This window comes from Herbaspirillum sp. GCM10030257 (genome assembly GCF_042666555.1).
Lineage (GTDB): Bacteria > Pseudomonadota > Gammaproteobacteria > Burkholderiales > Burkholderiaceae_D > Noviherbaspirillum.
Genome location: NZ_JBHTDH010000001.1, coordinates 353,505 through 376,131, shown reverse-complemented (window position 1 = coordinate 376,131; position 22,627 = coordinate 353,505). Strand labels below are relative to the sequence as shown.

Here is a 22,627-nt window from a genome sequence, read left to right as displayed (position 1 = left end):
ACCATGGCGTATCAGGCCGGATCGACCGGTGCGGGCGGTACGCCACCCCGCTCGATCGACTCGCCGGCAAGCAGGCATAAATCTTCCCGGTACCGGTCTGCAACGAGCTGGACGCCGACCGGAGCCGTTCCCGCCATTCCGGTCGAAACCGTTAATCCCGGCAAGCCGAGGAAAGGTATCCCGATCTGTGTCATTTGCGCGTCCCACACACGAGCGTAGGAAGCCTCGCCTTGCAGGTCAAGCCCGTCGGGAAAAGGTAGTTCGGCCGATACCGGAAGCAGCAGTACCGGATAGTCGGCCAGAAATTGCCGCCATTGACGCAAGAGTGTCGCCCTGCGTGTGAACGCATGCGAGAACGAGGACAGATCGAGAGATTTCGCTCTCGCCTTATGCCCGGCAAGCGCGGTTAGCGCACCGGGGTCGTTTTCCTTGATGGCGGCGGCTTCCATTGCGTCGAAGCCATCTCCAAGCCAGAGGACAATCTGCAGTTCGGCTGCTTCTTTCATCGGAGGAGTATTATCAATCTCATCGACGCGCCAGCCATCCTCCCTGAGCCGCTGTGCCGCCTCAACCAACGCCGCCTCGACTTCGGGCCGTGTCTGCAGACCATCGGGCCGTATGCAAAGCGCCGCCACACGCGGCGCTGCTGGACCTTGCAAAGGCGCCGGCACCCACCATGGGTCCCGCAGATCAGGCGCCGCCATCGCGGCAAGGCCGAGCCGCACATCCTGAATGGTACGTCCGATCGGGCCGGAGACCGCCGTAAGCTGAGGCCCTATCGCCCGTTCGGGTAACGATGCGTTATAGGCGGGCACCCGTCCGAGAGTCGGCCGCAGTCCGTGCACGCCGCAAGCGTACGCAGGATACCGGATCGATCCGGCGATATCCGTGCCGTGTGCAAGATGTCCGATTCCCGCTGCCACCGCTGCCGCCGCGCCGCCGGACGACCCGCCAGGGGTCAATGCGGGATCGCGCGGATTGCGCGTGTTCCCGTGCAATAGATTGCTTGTGAACCAGCGATAGCTGAACGCAGGTGTATTGGTTCGTCCCAGTATGATCGCCCCTGCCTTGCATAGATTGTCCACGACCGGGCTGTTCGATTGCGCAATCAGGTCGCGCTGCAGTGCGACGCCATTGGTGGTCGCGTAGCCTGCCTGATCCACATTGACCTTTACCGTGACCGGAACGCCGGCGAGGACGCCCAGAGCTTCGCCGCGCGAGATGGCCGCGTCGATGCTTTCGGCCTGCGCCAGCACATCCTCCGGCCGGCATTCCACCACAGCATTGATCAAGGGGTTGACCGCAGCCAGCCTTTCCAGTGCAGCATGCGCCGCCTCCCGCGCCGAGATCTCTTTTGCCTGGATTTTTGCAGCCAACTCCGAAGCCGACAGGCGCCATATGCTAGACATGTTTTCCTCCGTTCTAGGCTCACTGTAGCCAGATAACTCGGTTGTCATTTTGAACAAAGGCAAAGTACCGCCCTTGAACTGGGCCCGGTCAAATTTTAGTTGCCGACTCCGCTTACTTTTCCCCTACCTCCACACGGATGTTCGGCCTCCCAGCAATTTACGTGTTGGCTGTTTTCCAACGGCCGCCCGAAAGTGTTCGGGAATGTCCAATACCTAACCCGGGGATGTGGGCCCTGGTCCATTTTCGACGCGAGCCCATCAACAAGAATACCTTGGATATTCAAGGGGTTAACAGCGTCTCCCTCGCGCCCACTGCATATTGGCACGCTTGCTGCAAGTACGACCCGCATGCGCAATAACAGATGCAGTGGAGTGAAAGCTGGCCGCGCTTCCATTCGTGAAAAAGCAAACCACATTTCTAAACTTTTAATGGAGAAATCCCATGAGAACCAAATCCACCCTGCTTTTTGTGATTGCCCTGCTGCTTAGCCCTTGTTGGGCTCTGGCGCAGTCTGCAACCGCCGTCTCCGGCAACGCCACCCTGACATACCACAAAACCAACAACAATCGTCCTCTGGTGCTTCAGTGGAACGTCCAGGGCCGCGGAGACATCTGGATTTTTCCGGCCGGTGGAATCTTTACTTTCAATTTTCACGCAGACCATTTACATCCAGGTGCTCATGTCGGCCCGAATCAGATACACGTTCAGGGTATCTTGGATACACCCGGGATTTCCGGCGTCCCTGCAGGCCAGGTATTGGCAGGGATCATTTACACGCTGGAGGGTGATACGCCGGAAAGCGGTTTGTCACGCATCTCCGAGAAGATACAAGTCATTAACAAGTCTTCCGTTGATATCCCGCTTGACGTGATCGGCATGGGGTCGAAGCCGGACGACAGTGAGTATGCCGGTCCTCCAGTGACGGATCTGGAGTATCCGGCGTTTCAAACCATGATGGGAACAAGCGCACTATTCTCGGAAAAAGGTTCGACTGCAGAAGCGCCCTTTGGACCGCTCACGATCAGTCGGATAGTTACCGTCAGAGGATTCAATCCACAATCCTCGCGCCAGCGTGTGACGGTACGTGCCGGCGAAACCATGACGATTCTTACCGAATTAAGCTTGGTTGCTTTCTCAGCACCGGCAACGCCGGCGCCAGTCCCCCAGTAACATAGCCTCATTTGTGCTTGACAAAGAAAAGACGCTGTATCAACACTGAATCATGAGGAAAGGAGGCCACCATGTCCTTATATCTCACCCGCTTCAGTTATACGGCAGAAACTTGGAGCGCTATGATCGAGCGTCCGGAAGACCGACGGGATATGGCTCGCGTGATCATCGAGTCGGTCGGCGGCAGGCTCCACGGCTTCTGGTACGCCTTTGGCCAGTACGATGGCTATACGCTCTGGGAAGCGCCTGACAATGTCAGGATGGCCTCCGTCGCCCTTGCCCTTTCCTCCCGCGGCGCTATCAAGTCACAGGAAACACATGTCCTTATGACCGTCGAGGAAACCCTTGAAGCACTGAAGGGAGCAGCACAAGTACCCTATCGCCGCCCAGGCCACACAACTAAAGACTGAGCCGGGACTAGCTTCGAGTCACAAAGTTGCTCTTGACGGAAGTGGATAGCAGGCAAAGTGCTAATCAGTGACGTACGCTTGTTCACTTGAGAATGGTGCAAGTGACCGGAGCGGGTTGAGTCAGTCGTTTCCGATTCGTAAGCGCACGCCCAGAAATGCGGTGTAGAGCGGCCGCTGTCATTTATCGCCTAAGGCGCATGTCGGCCAATACCGGTCGGTCGAAGACCTTCCACAATTGGTGTTGCTTTTACACATAGGCGTTCCAAAGTGCTCTTGTTTTGAGCGCTAGTGCCCTATAAGGGTCCATTTGATTCCAGTGCAAAAAGCCACGGTAGTCATCTCAAAAAAGAGCCGCTCTCTAGTCGACCAGCGACCCCGACCGGCACTTGTATTCCAGGGGTGAAAGCACGGCCTCAGGAGGGGTGCTGAGTACTATGGCTTCTGGTGCAGTATCTCTGTACGCAAGTACTTGTAGTAATACCTTTGCACGTGCTTCCTCCTCGTTGTTCGCCATGACCTGCCTGGCTTCGTTCTCGAGTTTCTCCCAACCTCTGACTTTGTACGCGACGTTGAAGCAGGACAGAATCACAATCCCTTCCTATAGTGTGCCGCTACGACGTAATAAACCGCGCGGGGATTAGAAAATTGCCGAGAACGCGTGACAGGTCGGATAAATCTTCTAGGATTACGCACTCAGGCTAAAGCCCAAGTCATCAGTGGCGGGGACGCTGATGACGGCTCCTTCAGTGGAGTCGTCTGTCTGTTTGAGAGTGGAAATGCCGATGCGAAGACGGACGAGAAGAAGCGTTGGATGGGTACACAATGCGCTGACTGGATATGAATAGCAAACACCATTTATTATTTCGCTCAACACAAAATATGAATTGGCAAAGAACGTCTCCACCGCACTGTCGAAAAAAGGCCGCGGCAATTAATTGCCGCGGCCTTTTGCCTACATGCGTCCCGAAAAAGCTTTATTGCGGGCGCGTAGTACCGCTAGACGAAGAACTGCGCTCACCAGCTCCACGAATCGGCGTGGTGAGTTTTTCCAGTGATTCTTTCTGACGCTGGGTCACCTTCGCAGTCTGCTCAGATGCCTTTTGGGCGACTTCCTGAACAACTGCCTCTGCAGTGCGGGTGGCGTTCGGGATATGCGTTTCTGCGGTCTTCGCTATGCCAACCTGAGCTTCAGCGAGAATGGTTTGCACATGCTGACTATAGGCGCGGACTTTCTCTGCTGCAGGCTGTGCCTGACCAGCCGCAATCGATACGGCTTCGGTACGGTCATCGGCCTGCAGCACTTGCCGAGTGGTCGACAGAGTTTCTTCCATCAACGTTTGCCCCACCTGGATGTTGAGCTCATTCAGCTTTTGCATGCTGTCGAACATTTTTTTCGACACATCGGCATAGAAGGCAAATTGCGCCTCAAGTTGAGCTTTTACGGCGGGCGAAGATGATGACGCGAAGAAGTTATTCATAAGTATTCCTAAGAAACATTTTATGCAAACGATTATCTGCATAAGGGGCTAACACAAGGTCTGAACCGGCATCTGGTCAAACGTTCAATATATATTTGTGCGATGCAGCATAGACATAAGTTCAATCTTATTCTAGCCAATTACTTAAATAAAAATTACCCTTTTATACTGCGTCGCAGCATACTGGACAATCTTAATTCAATGCTCAGCTGAGCTTCCATGGAGCATTATGCATATCACTAACATTCAACCGTCCTCTCCAATGCTGTTCGCCTTCGAACCAGTGCGTTCAATGATGGATTTTTTTGCAGGGCAAGCCCTTCCACTCGAGCGTCTGCCAAAAGGGGATGGGCATTCCGTGATCGTATTTCCGGGACTCGGGGCGTCTGGGGGTGCCACCGCAATGTTGCGCACACGCTTGCAGCAACTCGATTATGAAGTCCATGATTGGGAACAAGGCATCAACCAGCTACCAAGCGGCGACCTGGACGCATGGATTACGCGGCTGGCGAAGCAATTGAGGAGCTTAGCAGCACGAGACGGTCGTACCGTGACGCTAGTTGGCTGGAGTCTGGGTGGCCTGTATGCACGAGCGCTACTGGAACGCTATCCAGCTTGCGTGCGTCAGATCATCACACTCGGCACCCCCTATGCTGAACTGCACCACATTGGCGCTGCACCAGTCAACCTCAGCGATATCGACGCTGACGCAGTTGCCGCGGTGCCAGCATTCTCGATCTACTCTAAGTCTGATGGAGTAGTGGCATGGCAAGGCTGTGTACCCACCGCTTTGCCCAACCATCATGCCATCGCACTCGATGGCGTGAGTCATATGGGCTTAGTGCATCACCCGGAGGTGCTGTCGATTATCGCTGAACTGCTTGCCAGCAGCACCAAGGGGCAGCTGGCAAGCAGGCCGCAAGATGTTCATAGGGATAGAGGTCCAAAGGTATAGAGGTGTGGAACATTGTCTAGAACACTGAAAGGATGAATTTTCATCCAACGAACATTGCAGGAAGAAGTGCTGCAAACTAATTGCTTGGACAGCGCGAGAGACAGGTTAGGGTTGCGTCTTGCCTATGTCTGTCACCGACGTCTAGCCAAGGGCTTGAACGTAGTGCAAAGCAGTCAGCACCATACTGTCAAGCAAGCGCGGTATTCGGCCAGAAGCAGATATTGAGGACATGGCCTTGTACTGGTGCCCAAGACTGGTTGTGGCCGTTCAATTGCCGCGAGTGCCAACCCAAGGTGCCTGTTCACCTTTTTAACTTTGCCATTTGATCACTAGCAAGGCTTGGTCGGACCACAATATCAATCGATTGACCGTCGTAGGTACGCAATGCCGCACAGTTCATTGGGCCGAATATCGGGGCAGGCTGATTGTGAAAACACATCCAGTTCCCGGTACGTCGCGTACGCTCAATATTCCCGAACTAGCCTCGACACTTTGCCTTGCAATTGACAGTCCAAGTCCAAGTCCGGATCGGTCGTCACTCTGTTGATGGAAGGGTGAGAACAGCGTTTCGCTGCTCCTTGGCGGCAGGCCTCCACAGTGATCACCGACCTCGATCAGGATGCGATCCCCGAGTGCATGCGCATTCAGGCTGACATCGGTATGCGGGCGCGTGAATTTAAATGCATTCTGGAGCAAATTTCCTACTGCGGCGAATAGCAGATCGCGGTCCGCTTCGACAGCCAGCAGGGGATCGACATCGGAAACCAGGAGTCTGCATCCGCGCGCCTGGGCTTCCAGGGTCGCAGCATTCTTTGTGTCTGCAATGAACGCCGCAAGCGGAAATCGAGTTTGTATTCGCGGCGGACCGACAGCAATCCGAACCTCTGCCAAAGTGCGGTCGATCAGGGCGCCAAGTCCTAACAGGCTTTTTTCCAGAACCGCTCCGGTAGCGCCTGTCAGGGTCAAATTCCCGGCCTTTGCGGCAGTAAATGCCAGCGAAGCCGTACCGAGGAGGTTGCGCAGTTCGTGGGCAAAATTCCCGAGTTGCTCCCTGAGGTCGTTGGCTTGCCTGTCGGCCAGAATGGAGTCGCGCTGATAGTTGAACTCTGTAACGGCATCGGCGATTGCATTATCCAGGCAACGATTAAGCGTCCTGAATTCGTCTACCGAGAAGGGCGCGTCACGCTCGAATGCGAGATCCGTAATCGACTGACAGAGATCTCCGTAATCGTGCACCACCTGATCCACCGAGAATCCGAGTTTCAACAGCTGATGACCGTGCTGTGCCGCCGACAGACCGATTTCGCTCACAGGCAGACCTCCGGAGCCACCGGCTGGCCCAGACACCTTTCGGCTTTCCATGGGATCCTTACCCTGTTCTATGTGCAGAGTTTTGATTAGCTGGTTCAAGAACATCGGTATACCGTTTTGCAGTTGCTGCTGCGTTGCAGCTCGTTTTGGCCTCTGGGCAACTTTTGCTCTGCATCGTTCTATCAGGGCGGTGCGATTATTTAGAAGGAACTCGTACATCATGATTGCACCACCTTTTGATCGCGTCCAGAATCGAAAGCTCGATTGCTTACCTTTACCGTCTCGGCAAGCGCAAGCAGATATACTGCTTCAGACACCGCCAACTGTCATAAGTCTTTTTCAGGATAGCAGGCTTCCCCATTTACGCGTTTGTATTTCGAGAGCAGAGAGTATTTCTGCATGTCCTGACATAATCGTGTTCCCCAAGGGATATAAAAACCTTTTTATTTGCGAAGCATGAAAAGCGGCGTGAATCCATTTATCGAACACTTCTTTGGGTTTGCCTGATTAGGACAGCCGGTTTAGGCCAGCCAGGACAACGATCGAGTTTTGATGGATGTATATTGATCACGGCTCATTGCAGCAATGAAAATCGAGGAGAAAAGAATAGTGATGAGTAATGATTACACGATCCACCTGAGCGGCCCCTTCGACCTGACCGACTCAGCGGGTCGTGTGCATCGTATTACCTCGGTGTACATTTACGATGAAGGGTATGGACTGATCGATGTGCATGCGGCCCTGGCTTCCAGTGATGAAGAACACAGCCTGCATGAAGACGCGGCTGTAATCAGGCAAATCATATCCCGACTGCGCAGCGTCGGCTATGTCGGACCGGATTTCGGCCTTGCCGGCGATGATCTGCAAGATGCAGGCTTGATCGTGCTGGAAGCACCGGAAGCGTTCGGCATGTTTGCGGCGGCGAAAGGATGGAAGAACCTGGCTGAAGATTACAACGAGGGGCAGGCACACGACGCAATTGTCCCGGAAGTCATCACCACCACCGAAGCCATCTATTTCGAATTGATGACGCGAATGCGCCGACCATAGAGGGCCTGCAAACGCTCCACCATCGCCGGGTTTTCGGATCGGCTTCGCCATGTCGGCATCGAAGTCTACTTAGTGATATTCCCAATAGTCGAACAACAGGTTTTCCGGTTCTCGCAAGAAGATCCAGTATTGCGCACGTTCGCTTTCTTCAGCGTCTCCTTAAATCCACCTTCGGATTTGGAATGACAGCATAAAGCTATCGATTTCCAGTTACACACGTTGACCGTCCGGTATAGAGAAGGTCGAGAGTCGGCTGTGGGTCGACACCAGCCAACGGTGCGCAGCGGATCGCCTGCCGCGCATGGCCATAACCAGACTGTCTTAATAGTTACTCGATGCTCGAAAGCCGACATTCAAAGAATGGAGTCACCTTCACTTAATCCAATTGTTCGGTGATATTCTTCATCTGTCTTCTCAATCTGAGTGCGTTAGACCATGGCAGTGATCTGCTTTTAGGGCTGGTGTGATGCCGGTGAGCCATGAATGAAAGCGAGGATTGGAGTGAGGTGCGACGAGTGATTCCGGCAGAAATAGCGAAAATCAATCAGCTGAGATATATTGGGCCGCATGAACAACTAACCGGCGATTGCACTTCGACCTTGAAAACGTCATGGAATACGATTCTCAGAACCCATTTGCACGAATTTTACGTGGCGAGTTGCCATCCATTAGGGTGTACGAAGACGACTTCACGATTGCGATCATGGACATCATGCCGCAAGCCGACGGACACGTTCTGATTCTGCCAAAAGAACCGGCCGTCGAAATCTTTGATCTCTCCGCACAGGGTGCTGCCGCATGTATCCGGACCACTCAAAGAGTAGCAACGGCAGTAAAGGCTGCGTTAAACCCGCCTGGCATTGTGATTGGCCAATTCAATGGAAAGGCGGCGGGCCAGACTGTGCCACATGTTCATTTTCATGTGGTTCCAAGATGGGAAGGGGATTCACTAAAGCCACATGGCGCAGTTCCCGCAGTCCTCGACCACCTTCGCGCGATCGCAGCTCGGATTATCGCTGCCTTGCCAAGGGAAGGCGTATGACGACTGCATTGCCACAGGGTCGCTGGCAGCGCACGTTTCCATCACCTCAAGGTTAGCAACGTAGAATTGCGCTGTTTCTGCGAGGTGTTCGTTGCGATCCTGTTCCCCTCCGGAGGTTGGCCGATACAAGGCACGGTAGGCTGATGGGAAGTTCGAAAGGCAACCCTGAAATGCTGTCGCAGAGCGAGGGAAGCACTCAACCTGTCCTCGATGCGCTTATGTGCTCGGCGCAACGCATCAAACCGTGCAGACGGCGCTTTGCGACGGTCACGGGCCTTGCAGCTGCGTGAGCCGCTGTTCGAGGCTTGCCCGGGAAAGTTCGCCTACTCGCGTGTCCACCAGCTTTCCATGCCGATCAAAGAACAACGTGGTTGGCAAGCCTGCAGATCCTGCATGCTTTGCGATGGTTCCTTCCCTGTCGAGTAAGACATTTTCCAACCGCAGGGATTCAGAGTCGATGTACGCGCGCACGACTTTGGAAGATTCGCCTTGATTAGCGAAAACGAACACCACGTCATTGTGCATCTTCTGCGCCTCCTGAAGTACCGGCATCTCGCGGCGGCACGGCCCGCACCAGGATGCCCACAGATTGATGACAACCGGTTTCCCGACTAACGATCGGAGTGAGACACGGTCGCCTGCGAGGTCAGGCAATACGATTTCCGGAATGGATGTGGCGGGCCTGCCTGCCTGAAGCGCCGTCGTCATTCCTCCCCACAGTGCCAGTCCGGTTAACAGTGACGCAAGGATTGGACGCCGCCGTGTTCGGTCTTTTATCACCAGCACAATGGCCATGAGGACGGCGCCGCTGATGCCGACAATGGTATTCATCCCGCCATCCCGGATGTCAACAATCGTCCACGGGCTGCTTACATAGCTCCGCCAGTAGACCAACACGAACGCAAGACGCGCCGATGCTATCCCAACAAACAAGATGGACCACAACGCGACCTCGATGTCGGTCCCGTATCGCTTCGCAACCCGGTCCCCGACGAAAAAGGATAAGAGGATAGTGACAAAGAAAAGGAGAAGCCCAGAAGACAATGCGAACGGTCCGAGTGTAAAAGATTCCATTGGGGATTATTTCCAGCTTCCGCGCAGAGCGCATTTGTTAATCATTTGAAAGAGAATGCACCTTGCGCTTGTGGGAAGGTCAACAAAGAATGCAGCAAAAGCCGTCATTTAAGCATTGACCTTCACATCGTTGGAAGGTTGATGATACAGGCATCCACAATGTATTTCGGAGTTTGTGATGTCTGTTTCGAATCTTCAAGCAAAGCCTCTGGGCAAGCGACAACAGCGCGTTGCCCTAATAGTCATTGCCACTGCCCAGCTGATGCTGGTCCTCGATGACACGATTGCGAATATCGCATTGCCCAGCATCCAGCGGGAGTTTTCTGTCCCGTCATCTCTCTTGCCTTGGATCGTCAACGCATACATCCTCGCCTTTGGCAGTTTGCTGCTCTTCGGCGGTCGAGTGGGCGACCTTTTCGGCCGGCGTCGCGTGTTCAAGACGGGACTTGTCCTGTTCACCGGTGCGTCATTGCTTGGCGGCCTTGGTCCCAATGTAGAGTCGCTGATCGCTGCACGCGGTCTGCAAGGTATTGGCGCAGCGCTTGCTGCCCCCAATGCATTAGCGCTGATCGCGACGACTTTCCCCGTAGGCAAAGCACGTAATTCTGCCATGGCGGTGTACGGTGGCATGTCCGCACTAGGGATCACCGTCGGCGTGCTGCTGGGCGGCGTTCTAACCGGGATGCTGAGCTGGCGTTGGGTCTTTTTCATCAATATTCCCATCGGCCTCGGAGTCCTGGCAGGAACCGGCAATTTGATCGAAGGTCAACGCAATACGGGGCGGCTCGGCACATTCGGTGCCATTACCGGAACCGTTGCCCTCGTTGCACTTACCTATGGCGTGACCCGTAGTGGCGAGCATGCGTGGACCGATCCGGTGACGGTGGCCGCTTTCATCATTGCCATTGCAATGCTGCTTTTGTTCCTGTTTATTCAGACACGCAGCAAATATCCGATGTTACCTCTCTGGTTGCTCGCCGAGCGTAATCGCGCGGGGTCTTACGCCACCATGCTGTTCACGGGCGCGGGACTGATGGGTACATTTTACTTGCTGACGCTTTTTCTGCAGCAAGTTGCGCAATTCAGTCCTGCAAGAACGGGCTTCGCCGCACTGCCTTTCAGCGTCGGCATTATCCTCGGCGCAGGCATCAGTTCCAAACTGGTTGAACGCCTCGTGCCCCGGCTTGTCGCCATGCCAGGACTGTTGCTGGGTGCCGCCGGCATGTACTGGCTATCGACACTGACAGTTGATTCGCCCTACGTCGGCCATGTCATGCCTGCCGTCCTTCTCACGTCCTTCGGTCTGGGGATGAGCGCCGTAACAATGACGCTGACCGCCGTACATGGCGTAGCCGAGGAATGGGCCGGTGTCGCCTCCGCCGTGGTTAACATGGCCCAGCAGATCGGAGCCGCTTTGGGCCTCGCCCTATTCACCACGGTTTCGGTGACTGCAGCCGACGGCAAGTTGCCTCAGGCGGCCATGCTTTTGCAGCAAGGAGGCGATCCGTTCATCGTGGCAAAAGCTGGCGAGGCGCTGACTTATGGCCACACCACCGCATTCGGTGCAGGCGCTGCGTTGCTGCTGCTTGCCGCCATCCTCGCAGGTACTGCGGTCAATACGAGGCAACGACAACAGGCTGGCGGCGTGGCCATTTAAAGCGGACTTCTTTGATACACAGTGCGCAGTCCGGCACTAATGAATCGGGAGTAATAAAGTCTTGACCTTCCCACCCTGGAAAGGTCTACAGTGAATTGAAGTTCAACACAGGAGGTAAAAATGGTCGAGATTCACGTGGAAAAAATGACCTGCGGAGGTTGTGCAAGTCGGGTAACGAAAGCGGTCCTGTCCCAGGATGAAGATGCAAAGGTCAATGTCGATCTGAAGACCAAGCGGATTTACGTGACCTCGACGTCCGAGGTCTCGGACTTGGTACAGGCAATATCGAGCGCCGGTTATCCGGCCAGGGTGGCCAACGAGGCCGCTTAACGGGATCATGCCGATGCAGAAATAATTGCCCGCCAGGAGGAATCATGGAACATCGAAAGCACGGAAGCCGCGATCACCACGATCACCACCACGCCCATACCGGCCATGCCGGTTCAGGACATGGCCACCATGCGCATGCAGGGCATGATGCCACTGCTTCTGCGGAAAAACCCTTCACCGACCCGGTCTGCGGAATGAAGGTTGCTGCTGATCCCGAGAAGACTCTCGACCATGATGGCCTCGCCTACCATTTCTGCAGCGCGCGCTGCATGGAAAAGTTTCGGGCGAATCCGGAGGCTTACGTAAAGCCGAAAGAAAACGCACGGGCCGAGACGCCGGCGCCTGAAGGGACGATATATACCTGTCCGATGCATCCCGAAATTCAGGAATCGAAACCAGGCAACTGCCCGAAGTGCGGGATGGCCCTTGAGCCCATGATGCCTGCACTCGACGAGGAGGAGAATCCGGAACTGGTCGATTTTCGTCATCGCTTCTGGTGGACACTGCCGCTCACGGTCATCGTGACCGCTCTGGCAATGTTTAGCCATCAGATATTCCCGCAAGGGATACCGGGCCAAAACTGGATAGAGCTGGTTCTCAGCACGCCAGTTGTGCTGTACGCCGGTTGGCCATTCTTTGTCCGGTGGGCGCAATCCATCGTCAATCGCAGCCCTAACATGTGGACGCTGATTGGCACCGGCACAGGTGCGGCGTATGGCTACAGCCTGATTGCGACGATCGCTCCCGAACTGTTTCCTCCCGCATTTCAGATGCATGGCCGCGTCGGCGTGTATTACGAAGCGGCAGCAGTGATCATCTCATTAACCCTTCTCGGCCAGATTCTTGAACTCAGGGCGCGGTCGCAGACTTCCGCTGCCATCAAATCACTTCTCGGGCTCGCGCCAAAGACCGCCCGCCGATTAAAGGGTGACGGCACAGAGGAAGATGTGCCGCTGACCCATGTCCATGTCGGAGATTTGCTCCGGGTACGACCGGGCGAAAAAGTGCCCGTCGACGGCGAAGTGCTCGAAGGAGAAAGCGCACTGGACGAGTCTATGCTGACCGGGGAACCCGTTCCGGTCACCAAGCGCGCTAGAGACAAGCTTATCGGTGCCACCATCAACACCAGTGGCAGCCTCGTAATGCGGGCTGAGAAGGTCGGTTCCCAAACCATGCTTTCCCAGATCGTTCAGATGGTGGCGAATGCGCAGCGCTCGCGTGCGCCGATGCAGCGGCTTGCCGACGTGGTCGCCGCCTACTTTGTTGTGGTAGTCGTAGCCATTGCCGCCTTGACCTTGCTTGGCTGGGGTACTTTGGGTCCCGAACCAAGCTGGGTGTATGGTTTCGTCAATGCTGTTGCAGTGCTCATCATCGCTTGCCCTTGTGCCTTGGGACTCGCTACGCCGATGTCGATTATGGCGGCAACAGGCCGCGCGGCAACGCAAGGGATACTTTTCCGCGATGCCGCGGCTATCGAGGCCATGCGCAAAATCGACACGCTCATCGTCGATAAGACTGGCACCCTGACCGAAGGCAAGCCTGCCTTCGACCGCGCAATCGCCGCACCGGGGTCTACTGAAAAAGATGTGCTTCAGCTGGCGGCAAGCATCGATCAGGGCAGCGAACACCCTCTGGCTCATGCCATTGTCGCGGAGGCTCGGAAGCGCGGCATCACGCTGTACAAGCCGGAAAAGTTTGAGTCGTCGAGCGGGATCGGCGTACGAGGCGTGGTCACGGGACGGCGAATTGCGCTTGGCAATACCGCACTGATGGACCGCGAGAATGTTGACTGGAATTTACTTGTACGCGAAGCGGAAGAACTGCGCGCCGAGGGCGCGAGCGTGATGTATCTGGCTGCGGATAGCCAGTTGGTCGGTCTGCTGGCGGTTTCCGATCCAATCAAAAGTACGACTCCGGAAGCACTGCTGACCTTGAAAGAGGCCGGGCTCAATGTGGTCATGGCGACAGGTGACGGCGTAACTACCGCCAGGTCTGTGGCGAAACATTTAGGCATCTCGGAAGTGTATGGTGAAGTCAAACCGCAGGACAAGCTCGACCTTGTCGAGCGTTTCCAGAGAGAAGGAAAGATGGTCGCCATGGCCGGCGACGGCATCAACGATGCACCTGCGCTGGCAAAATCCAATGTTGGTATCGCCATGGGAACCGGTACCGACGTCGCCATCAACAGCGCGCATGTTACCTTGGTAAAGGGAGATCTGCGTGCAATTGCTCAGGCCCGAATGCTCTCCGTCGACACTGTGCGCAACATGCGCCAAAACCTTGGCTTTGCGTTCGTATACAACGCCTTGGGAATCCCGCTGGCTGCAGGCCTGTTGTATCCGTTTACTGGACAGCTTTTGTCGCCAATGATTGCGGCACTGGCGATGAGCCTAAGCTCGGTTTCGGTAATCACGAATGCGCTTCGCCTGCGCGGAACAGGTAGAGGATAAGGGGTAAGGTCAGCCTTTGCACGATGTGGGACTGGACCAGAATGCGTAACATGGGGAGTACAAGGAAGAATGCACGTGCAAAGGACCACGCCACGGATATTACGAGCCTACGTGGGCTTACCTACCGATTCCCCGTCCGTTAGAAAAGATTCAGGCGTTACTATCTAAGTATCAACAAAAATTCGTTGATCTCTGGAATAACCCATACAACCCCGCATCTCTTTCTCGCATGCGGGGTTTGTTTATGGTTAGATCTTATGCTGTTTTTTATTGCGTCGTGTCATCGCGTTCCGCGATGCAATGCATACAATTTGAGTATGCCATTTTTCATCATCGCAATATGTACCTCAATCCTGACAGTTGCCACACTGTTGCCTTTGTCACGCTCGTCACGGTGGTGGGTACGCGATCTGGATTTTCCGCGTTTGCAAATTGTCAGTTCCGGCATCGTCCTCCTCCTTGCGCAAGCAGTCTTGCTGGATTTCTCGACGTTCGGCGTCAAGGTAATTGTCGCGACTACAATCTGCTGCGTTCTATATCAAGCCTGGTGGATACTTCCTTATACACGCCCGTTTCCCAATGAAGTGAAGTTATTTGCCGGCGAGGAACCAAGGGAACGTATTCGTATTCTGTCGGCGAACGTTCTCCAGTCAAATCGGAATGCCGCTGCCCTCCTTTCCCTGATACGACACTACCAACCTGATATTTTCGTGACGCTCGAGTCAAATGGATGGTGGGAGAAGCAACTTGATGCGCTGGAGAGCGAATATCCCTATTCCATCAAATGTCCGCTTGAAAACCTGTACGGAATGCACGTCTATTCAAAGCTGCGCCTGAAAAATAGCACAACGCAGTTTCTGGTCCAGCCGGATATCCCCTCCATGCATACCGTGACAGTTCTCCCTTCTGGAAGGGAGGTGCAAATGCACTTCCTGCATCCAACGCCGCCGAGTCCTACTGAAAACGATGTGTCGACAGAACGTGATGCGGAACTGCTCATCGTAGCCAAACGTGTGGCTGGCCTTGATCACCCGACGATTGTTGCGGGCGATTTGAATGATGTCGCCTGGTCGACGACGACCAGGCTTTTTCGCAAGATCAGCGGATTGCTGGACCCGCGTGTCGGACGCGGCATGTTCAACACCTTTCATGCCAGCTACTGGTTTCTGCGCTGGCCGCTGGATCATCTTTTTCACAGCCGCCATTTCACTCTGTCATTCATCAAACGGCTACCGGCATTTGGCTCGGATCATTTCCCGGTACTGGTGGAACTGGTCTACGACGCCGCCACGGGCGTAAATCAGCAAGGGCTTGAGGCAAACGTATCGGATGAAGTCGAGGCCGAAGAAAAAATCGCTGAGGAATCAGGAAAAGCGTCGTCAACATGGCTGAACAGGCTCGCGCCATGACACCTGCGGATGACAGTCTATGAAGTCAGCATGCTGTCGGTGAACATGCGTAACCTTATTCGGCAGGTAACAAGTCCGGGTTCCACACTACTTCCCATAGATGTTGATCGGGATCGCGGAAGTAACCGGCGTAGCCACCCCAGAATGTTTCCTGCGGCGCTTTGACGATTAACGCACCTGCGCGTTCCGCGTCGCGCATGACTTGGTCGACTTCGTTCCGCGTTGACACGTTATGACCAATGCTGAACTGGAGAGCATCGGTCTGACCAACCGCGATACCGGAATCATTAGCCATGCTCTGGCGCGGCCAAAGCGCCAGTTTTAACCCGGCCTGCAGGTCGAAGAAGGCGACCGCGCCATTTTCGAACTGCGTGCCGATGATGCCTTCGGTCGGCAACCCAAGCCCGTCTCGGTAAAAATGTACTGCCGTCTCCAGATTTTCTACCGCAAGCGTAATGACGGAAATGCGTGGTTTCATAATAAGGCTCCTGTCGAAGTGTGGCGTGCCGGCAATGCATGATGTGCAGGCCTCACACTCTACGCGAAATAAACCTCATGGGATTGCGATTGATTTCACGATTGGTTTTGCGTTCGCCGATACTGCCCCAATCCCATGCCGAACGATTGCTTATGCTTTATGGAAATCCTGGTTATCGATCCGGATCTGTTATAGATTTAGTGATACGAAGCTTTTGCCATTCGTGTTTTCAAACAGGGCGAGGCCTCATACATTTCTACCGATTGCACTCATGGATCGCCATTACCCTTACGCCTTTCTTGCCTTAATTTTTCTTTCAGTGGCTGTTGCCGCGGCTCCCGTTTCTGTCGTCAGCTGGAAAGGCACGACCGAGATCGCGACAGGGCCCGGCGACAAGGGGCCGTGGGAGCAAAACAATTCCCGCTACAACTATATTGACGATCCAGCGGTAAGCATTGATCAGCGCGGTAACGTGACCGTGGCCTGGGTCGACCAGACGCGCAAGGACGTCCTGTTCCAGCGGCTATCACCGGATGGCAGCAAGCAGCTTGCCGAACCGGTAAACGTGTCGCGCAGTCCGGACACCTTTTCCTGGATTCCACGGATGGCGCGTACCACGGAATCGCCAGAACGAATTTATGTTCTCTGGCAGGAAATTATTTTCTCGGGCGGCTCGCACGGCGGCGACATGCTGTTCGCTCGCTCCGAGGACAACGGCGCGACATTCTCCGAACCTCTCAACCTTTCCCGTTCTATGGGCGGTGACGGTAAGGGACGGATCAATGCCAAGGTCTGGCATAACGGAAGCTACGATCTGGTTGCGGGACCGGATGGCACGCTTTATACAACGTGGACCGAGTACGACGGAGCATTGTGGTTTAGTCGCTCGATCGACGGCGGGAAGAACTTTTCAGTGCCGCAACTTGTCGCCGGCGGCAAGAATACCGCCCCAATACGTGCACCGTCGCTTGCGCTGGGCAGTGACCGCAGGGTCTACCTTGCATGGACCACGGGCGAGAACGACGATGCGGATATTCATGTGGCAAGCTCTGTCGACGGTGGAATGAGGTTCGGCGCACCGGAGATCGTCGCGCCGGGCAAGGGCTACTCGGATGCCCCCAAACTTGCCGCTTCACCGGACGGCATGCTTCATCTTGTGTATGCCCAGAGCAGGGACGGTCCCTTCGACCAGTATCAGGTGATGTATACGCGGTCGGCCGACGGGAGAAAGTTTGATGCACCACGCGTGCTTTCGACCCCCTTGCCGAAGGGCGTGGAAAGTGCAGCCTATTCTTCATTCAGCATTGATGCTGCAGGCCGGCTATATGTCGTGTACGAATTATTCCCCGATTACCGGGAACGGCCGCGCGGACTTGGTTTCAGCGTGTCCATTGACAACGGCAAGAGTTTTACCGCGCCGGCGCTAGTGCCTGGCAGCCGCGACCCAAGCGAAGGAACGAACGGCAGCCATCAGGGACTGATGATGAACAAGCTTGCGGTGAGCCGCGACGGGAACATAGCCATTGTCAACAGCAGTCTTCTGCAAGGCAAGAAAAGCCGTGTGTGGCTGATCCAGGGCAAAATTTCGGGTTGACTGCGGCATCGCTCTTTTTCGGAGTAGCTGCTCACGGTCCTGCAGGCAGCCGGAGGATTTGATGAACCTTGCCTGATTGCACCTGCTTTGACCTACGGTTGGGGAGTTGTGCTAGCTCGTCATTTTGCTGACCCGACTCGCCAGTTGTCTTTTCCAGTTCGCATTCCCTTTCTCTCGTTCCGGTTTCCGGCATCGGCGGAGCAGTCAGGTCGAAAGCGCCAGAGGGATTTCTTAGTGGCGTACGGAGAAGCGGGTCGAATTGGGGTGCAGGGCAAGGCGCACGAAGTGCCGTGTGGCGAGCCACACAAGCGACAAGCAACGCCGTCCGGCACGCCAAGCCGACGCAGCCGCGAACGCAATAAATCAAGTTCTTCGCTCAAGTCGAGAACCAGGCCGGCCAGTTCGGGATTAGCATCAAACTGTCTCTCCAGTTCCAGCAGACGGCGTGCCCGCAACAGGTCGCGCCCTGAAAAGCGCCACTGGTCTGGATCGCTTTCCGGGTTTGACAATAAGACGCCAGCCTGCACGTGTTCGATGACCCACTCCCGGCTCACCGTGCAACTGATGGCGACTTCGTTGAGCGTGACAGGCACTTCTTCCAGCAATACCGCAATCAATTCATGCTGCATCGTCAGGCTCCCCAATCTTTACGTGGGTTGAATGCCAGGTCACGCGCCATCGCTTCATATAGTTCACGCGCCCGTGGCGTATTCGCCGGAGGCACGATGACTTCCAGCACAAAATAGAAATCTCCGGCGGTGGGACCGAGAATGCCGCGGCCTTTCAGACGAAGTTTGCGACCGCTTTGCGATCCTTGCGGCACCCGGATCTCCACGGTACCGTCCGGTACTTTTGCCTGTATCGCCGCGCCAAGCGCAGCTTCCCATGGCGTGATCGGCAGGTTCGCATAAACATCGCGCCCTTCCGTGCGATAGCGCGGGTGGGGCCGAAAATGCACTTCGAGATACAGGTCGCCGGCTGGTCCGCCTCCCATCCCTGCATTGCCCTGTCCCGCCAGACGGATTAGCTGACCTTCATGCACGCCTTTGGGAATGCGCACACTGATCGTACGTTCGGCCAGGCTGACATGCCCGGCCTGGTCGACGCTTATCATGCAATACATGGCAAATCGTCAGCAAAGTGTTTACCGACGTAGCGGTTTGAGGGCCTACCGGCGCGGCCCTTGCAGCCCCGCACTCAAAAATGCCGGCTGCTCTATCGGGTAGAATGAAAATTCTTCTCCTGTGCAACCGGGCCGCGTCATGAGAGTAATCCGGCACGCGTGACCGGCCCCTACCGAGGATGTGTCATGCCACTTCGCCTGCCGCCGCTTTCTTCCCTGCGTTTCTTTGAAGCGGCCGGCAGGCACCAGAGTTTCAAGCTGGCCGCAGCGGAACTGAATGTGACGCCAAGTGCGGTAAGTCACGGTATTGTCAGCCTGGAGCAAGCCCTCGGCGTCGAACTGTTCGTCCGTGAACCGCGCGGACTTTCGCTGACGCCGGAGGGAGCGGATTACCTGCTCTACATCTCCGAAGCGTTTTCCCTGATTGCCACCGGAACGCAGCGCCTGCCCAATCGCCGTGCCCACCAGACCATTGCGGTCAGTTGCGCACCGACACTCGCGTCTCGCTGGCTGCTGCCGCGCCTGCATGGCTTTCGCCAGCGCTGGCCCAACATCAGCGTGACGGTCGATACGTCGCGCCAGCAGGTCGGCTTTCCGGTCGATGGCTTCGACTTTGCGATACGCATGAGCCGGGCGCCCGTTGCGGGAGCCGCATGGAGTCGCTTGTTCGGTGAAAAGCTGGTTCCCGTTTGCAGCCCTTCGTATCGCGCCACCTTGCTTGACGAGACCGGAAAGGCCGACTTGCAGCGAGCCACGCTGATCCATGTCAATCCGGCCAGCGAGGACTGGCAGGCATGGCTGGAAGGCACCGGCCTGGAGGGTGTCGCGCTGTCCGGCGGACTGCGTGTCGATACGATCCAGCTCGCGTTTGAGGCGGCAGCGGTCGGCCTTGGCGTTGCCTTGGGACGACGGCCGCTGGTGGATCCTGATCTCGGATCAGGTGCACTGGTCGAGGTCGGCCTGGACGCAATTCCGGTACGCACCGCGTATTGGTTGGTAAGTTCGGAAGGCGTCGATCATCGGCCTGACCTTGCAGGCTTCAAGCAATGGCTGCTAAAAGAGGCAGACGCATTCAAGGAAAGCCCGCAGCCGTCCAACCCGGCCGCAGCGGAGCGCCACGCGGGCAGCGCTCAGAACTGATTCGTTCGACTACAGCGCATCGTCGCATACTCTTGCTGGATCGAACAGATGAAACCAGTTCACCTGTGATCAAACACTTTTCGTTTGCTGCATCAGCATCCCGCTGCCAACATTGTCCCAGGAGGACAACATCATGTCGGCAAGCACCACCACTTATTCTGCAGCACTGAAAAACAGAACGACTCTCATCATCATCGCCGGCGCGCTCATCCTGAGCGCTGCGATGGGAATCCGGCAAACCTTCGGCTTGTTCATCGGGCCGTTCTCGTTTGATCGCGGCATGCCGGTGTCACTGATCGCATTTGCGATCGCTCTTCATAATCTTGTGTGGGGATTCGCACAGCCGTTTGCCGGCGCTGCCGCGGATCGCTATGGGTCGGCCCCGGTCGTTGGGTTTGGTGCCGTCACATTTGCGTCCGGCCTGGCACTTGCGTCCATTGCGCAATCGGGCACAGCCCTTGTGATTGGCATGGGACTGCTGGTTGGTATCGGCATCAGTTGTACCAGCTTTGGCGTGATACTCAGCGCCGTGGGTCGCGTCGCATCCGCCGAAAAGCGCAGCATGGCAATGGGTCTGGCAAGCGCGGGTGGATCGCTGGGTCAGTTCCTGCTGGTTCCGCTAACGCAGACCACACGAGAAATGATCGGTGTGCCAGGTTCGCTGCTGGTGCTCGGAGGATTGATTCTCGCTGCCGCGCCACTCGGCATTCTTCTTGATCGCCGCAATATTGGCGGCACAGGGCCCACGGAGGTGTTACCTGCCGCCGGTTCCCTTACGTTTTCATTGAAGGAAGTCTTGCTGGTGGCAAGCAAGCATCGCGGCTATCTGCTGCTGACACTGGGGTTTTTTACCTGCGGCTTCCAGCTCGCGTTCATCGCAACGCACCTGCCCGGATATCTGTTCCTGTGCCACATGCCGACGGGCCTTGGCGCGACCGCGCTGGCGCTGATCGGTCTTTTCAACATGGTGGGGACCTGGGCATGCGGTTGGCTGGGTGGACGCATCCGGCAGCAAACCGTGCTCGGATGGCTTTACCTGATCCGGGGAGTTGTGATTGCCGCCTTCTTCCTGCTGCCGAAGTCAACCACATCGGTCGTCGTGTTCGCCGCCGTGATGGGCCTGACCTGGCTGGGCACGGTGCCACTGACCAGCGGACTCGTGGCCAAGCTATTCGGCGTGCAGCATCTGGGCACCTTGTTTGGCATCTGTTTTCTCAGCCACCAGATCGGTTCCTTTCTTGGTGCCTGGCTGGGCGGCTTTGTGTTCGACCTGACCGGTTCGTATACCTGGATATGGGCGGCGACTGCTGCGGCAGGACTGTTTGCGGCCATGCTGCATTTCCCCATTGACGACACGGCGGTGCACACTCGCGACATCAATGGGAAGCCTGCAAGTGCATGAAAGACCAAACAGGAAACGTATCAGGAAAAGACAATCACGCCACGTGCATTGATGCCCGAGTTCAGGTCTGCGAACGCCTGCGGCGCTTCTTCGATCGAATACGTCCTGGTGATCAATTCATCCAGCTTGAGATGATGCGTGTTGTACAGGCGAAGCAGACGCGGAAAATCTTCACGCGGACGCGCCGAGCCAAAGTAGCTGCCGGTCAGCGTTTTTTCACCGAAGGTCAGCGATGCGGTGCGTATCGATGTCATGTCCTTGAGTCCGGCAACGCCGACGACGACGGCGGTTCCGCCCTTGCCGAGCACGCCGTAAGCTTGCGCGGCAATCTCCCCTGACCCGACGCATTCAAATGCATAGTCAGCGCCGCCCTGCGTCAAGTTATTGATTGCCTTGACCACGTTGTCGGTACTCTTCGCATTGACAACATGCGTTGCGCCAAACTCGCGGGCCATTTCCAGCTTCATGTCGGAAGTGTCGACCGCAACAATCATTGCCGCGCCGGAAATCACACAACCCTGGATTACGTTCAAGCCTACACCGCCGCAACCAAACACGACGGCAACCGTTCCGGGCGATACCTTGGCGGTATTGATCGCGGCACCGACGCCGGTCATCACGCCACAACCGACCAGCGCCGCTTTTTCCAGCGGTACGGAAGCATCGATCTTGACCACGTTATCCATATGCAGCGTTGCATACTCCGACATCACGCCACATCCCGAAAAAACGCTCAAGGGATTTCCGGCAAGGTCGCTTGTGCGGACGGTGCCATCTGGCAGTGTCATGGTGGCTTTTCCGGCCTGGTCGCACAGTTGCGGGCGTCCTGTCTGGCAATAGCGGCACTTGCCGCACATGCTGACAAAGGAACTCAGAACATGATCGCCCACCTTGTACTCATCGACGCCTTCACCAAGCGCGACGATCACGCCTGCGCCTTCATGGCCGAGAACGATCGGTGGCGGAAAAGGGATGGTCCCGTTGGTTGCCGACAGGTCGCTGTGGCAGACACCGCAAGCCGCCAGTTTGATCATGACTTCACCACGTCGGGGGGCTTCGACAAGAATGTCTTCCACCACCACAGGCTGGTCTTTTTCCCGCCAGACAACGGCGCGTGATTTCTGTTGCATAAGGCTCCTCGCTG

20 protein-coding genes are annotated in these 22,627 nt (G+C 56.0%); 12 read left to right on the top strand and 8 right to left on the bottom strand.

Features of this window, described 5'->3' with window-relative positions:
• Nucleotides 1–11 precede the first annotated feature (11 nt).
• The gene (locus tag ACFQUU_RS01655; RefSeq protein WP_382241680.1) at nucleotides 12–1,409 is read right to left on the bottom strand and encodes an amidase family protein; all 1,398 of its coding nucleotides are present in this window, start codon (nucleotides 1,407–1,409) and stop codon (nucleotides 12–14) included.
• 442 nt (nucleotides 1,410–1,851) lie between these two features.
• Between ACFQUU_RS01655 and ACFQUU_RS01650 the strand changes: the two genes are divergently transcribed.
• Both ACFQUU_RS01650 and ACFQUU_RS01645 read left to right on the top strand, forming a co-directional pair.
• On the top strand, nucleotides 1,852–2,580 hold the full coding sequence (locus tag ACFQUU_RS01650; RefSeq protein WP_382241677.1) for a hypothetical protein: 729 nt from the start codon (nucleotides 1,852–1,854) through the stop codon (nucleotides 2,578–2,580).
• Between the two features lie 71 nt (nucleotides 2,581–2,651).
• The gene (locus tag ACFQUU_RS01645; protein WP_382241674.1) at nucleotides 2,652–2,990 is read left to right on the top strand and encodes a GYD domain-containing protein; all 339 of its coding nucleotides are present in this window, start codon (nucleotides 2,652–2,654) and stop codon (nucleotides 2,988–2,990) included.
• 974 nt (nucleotides 2,991–3,964) lie between these two features.
• Here ACFQUU_RS01645 and ACFQUU_RS01640 read toward each other — a convergent pair.
• A complete protein-coding gene (locus ACFQUU_RS01640; RefSeq protein WP_382241671.1) occupies nucleotides 3,965–4,468 on the bottom strand; it encodes a phasin family protein in 504 nt (167 codons plus the stop codon).
• A gap of 229 nt (nucleotides 4,469–4,697) precedes the next feature.
• Here ACFQUU_RS01640 and ACFQUU_RS01635 point away from each other — a divergent pair, with 229 nt between their 5' ends.
• On the top strand, nucleotides 4,698–5,423 hold the full coding sequence (locus ACFQUU_RS01635) for an esterase/lipase family protein (protein WP_382241668.1): 726 nt from the start codon (nucleotides 4,698–4,700) through the stop codon (nucleotides 5,421–5,423).
• Nucleotides 5,424–5,819: 396 nt separating this feature from the next.
• On the opposite strand, the gene ACFQUU_RS01630 is transcribed toward ACFQUU_RS01635, so the two are convergent.
• Nucleotides 5,820–6,956 carry a sensor histidine kinase gene (locus ACFQUU_RS01630; RefSeq protein ID WP_382241665.1) on the bottom strand — a complete coding sequence of 379 codons (1,137 nt, stop codon included), beginning with the start codon at nucleotides 6,954–6,956 and terminating at the stop codon, nucleotides 5,820–5,822.
• A 390-nt stretch (nucleotides 6,957–7,346) separates the two neighbouring features.
• On the opposite strand from ACFQUU_RS01630, the gene ACFQUU_RS01625 reads away from it, so the two are divergent.
• Together ACFQUU_RS01625 and ACFQUU_RS01620 are read left to right on the top strand one after the other, a co-directional pair.
• The gene (locus ACFQUU_RS01625; protein WP_382241662.1) at nucleotides 7,347–7,784 is read left to right on the top strand and encodes a hypothetical protein; all 438 of its coding nucleotides are present in this window, start codon (nucleotides 7,347–7,349) and stop codon (nucleotides 7,782–7,784) included.
• Between the two features lie 610 nt (nucleotides 7,785–8,394).
• The gene (locus ACFQUU_RS01620) at nucleotides 8,395–8,826 is read left to right on the top strand and encodes an HIT family protein (protein ID WP_382241659.1); all 432 of its coding nucleotides are present in this window, start codon (nucleotides 8,395–8,397) and stop codon (nucleotides 8,824–8,826) included.
• A 267-nt stretch (nucleotides 8,827–9,093) separates the two neighbouring features.
• Here the strand turns inward: ACFQUU_RS01620 and ACFQUU_RS01615 are convergent, their stop codons facing one another.
• Complete coding sequence (locus tag ACFQUU_RS01615; protein ID WP_382241656.1) at nucleotides 9,094–9,900, bottom strand: prolipoprotein diacylglyceryl transferase family protein; 807 nt, start codon at nucleotides 9,898–9,900, stop codon at nucleotides 9,094–9,096.
• 178 nt (nucleotides 9,901–10,078) lie between these two features.
• Between ACFQUU_RS01615 and ACFQUU_RS01610 the strand changes: the two genes are divergently transcribed.
• From ACFQUU_RS01610 to ACFQUU_RS01595, 4 genes are all read left to right on the top strand, one after another.
• Complete coding sequence (locus ACFQUU_RS01610) at nucleotides 10,079–11,557, top strand: MFS transporter (protein WP_382241653.1); 1,479 nt, start codon at nucleotides 10,079–10,081, stop codon at nucleotides 11,555–11,557.
• 120 nt (nucleotides 11,558–11,677) lie between these two features.
• Nucleotides 11,678–11,887, top strand: a complete 210-nt coding sequence (locus ACFQUU_RS01605; protein WP_382241650.1) for a heavy-metal-associated domain-containing protein — start codon at nucleotides 11,678–11,680, stop codon at nucleotides 11,885–11,887.
• 44 nt (nucleotides 11,888–11,931) lie between these two features.
• Complete coding sequence (locus ACFQUU_RS01600; protein WP_382241647.1) at nucleotides 11,932–14,337, top strand: heavy metal translocating P-type ATPase; 2,406 nt, start codon at nucleotides 11,932–11,934, stop codon at nucleotides 14,335–14,337.
• A gap of 317 nt (nucleotides 14,338–14,654) precedes the next feature.
• Nucleotides 14,655–15,746, top strand: a complete 1,092-nt coding sequence (locus tag ACFQUU_RS01595) for an endonuclease/exonuclease/phosphatase family protein (RefSeq protein WP_382242167.1) — start codon at nucleotides 14,655–14,657, stop codon at nucleotides 15,744–15,746.
• Nucleotides 15,747–15,801: 55 nt separating this feature from the next.
• Here ACFQUU_RS01595 and ACFQUU_RS01590 read toward each other — a convergent pair whose 3' ends face one another.
• Nucleotides 15,802–16,224: a VOC family protein gene (locus ACFQUU_RS01590; protein WP_382241644.1), complete on the bottom strand. Its 423-nt coding sequence runs from the start codon at nucleotides 16,222–16,224 to the stop codon at nucleotides 15,802–15,804.
• 271 nt (nucleotides 16,225–16,495) lie between these two features.
• Here ACFQUU_RS01590 and ACFQUU_RS01585 point away from each other — a divergent pair, with 271 nt between their 5' ends.
• Nucleotides 16,496–17,818, top strand: a complete 1,323-nt coding sequence (locus tag ACFQUU_RS01585; RefSeq protein ID WP_382241642.1) for a sialidase family protein — start codon at nucleotides 16,496–16,498, stop codon at nucleotides 17,816–17,818.
• A gap of 119 nt (nucleotides 17,819–17,937) precedes the next feature.
• On the opposite strand, the gene ACFQUU_RS01580 is transcribed toward ACFQUU_RS01585, so the two are convergent.
• On the bottom strand, nucleotides 17,938–18,447 hold the full coding sequence (locus ACFQUU_RS01580) for a chaperone modulator CbpM (RefSeq protein WP_382241639.1): 510 nt from the start codon (nucleotides 18,445–18,447) through the stop codon (nucleotides 17,938–17,940).
• Between the two features lie 2 nt (nucleotides 18,448–18,449).
• Nucleotides 18,450–18,941, bottom strand: a complete 492-nt coding sequence (locus tag ACFQUU_RS01575; protein ID WP_382241636.1) for a DnaJ C-terminal domain-containing protein — start codon at nucleotides 18,939–18,941, stop codon at nucleotides 18,450–18,452.
• Nucleotides 18,942–19,127: 186 nt separating this feature from the next.
• Between ACFQUU_RS01575 and ACFQUU_RS01570 the strand changes: the two genes are divergently transcribed.
• Complete coding sequence (locus tag ACFQUU_RS01570; protein WP_382241633.1) at nucleotides 19,128–20,081, top strand: LysR substrate-binding domain-containing protein; 954 nt, start codon at nucleotides 19,128–19,130, stop codon at nucleotides 20,079–20,081.
• 133 nt (nucleotides 20,082–20,214) lie between these two features.
• Nucleotides 20,215–21,483, top strand: a complete 1,269-nt coding sequence (locus ACFQUU_RS01565; RefSeq protein WP_382241630.1) for an MFS transporter — start codon at nucleotides 20,215–20,217, stop codon at nucleotides 21,481–21,483.
• Between the two features lie 20 nt (nucleotides 21,484–21,503).
• Here ACFQUU_RS01565 and ACFQUU_RS01560 read toward each other — a convergent pair whose 3' ends face one another.
• Nucleotides 21,504–22,613 (bottom strand): zinc-binding dehydrogenase, encoded by a 1,110-nt coding sequence (locus tag ACFQUU_RS01560; RefSeq protein WP_382241627.1) that lies wholly within the window; start codon nucleotides 22,611–22,613, stop codon nucleotides 21,504–21,506.
• Nucleotides 22,614–22,627: the final 14 nt, after the last annotated feature.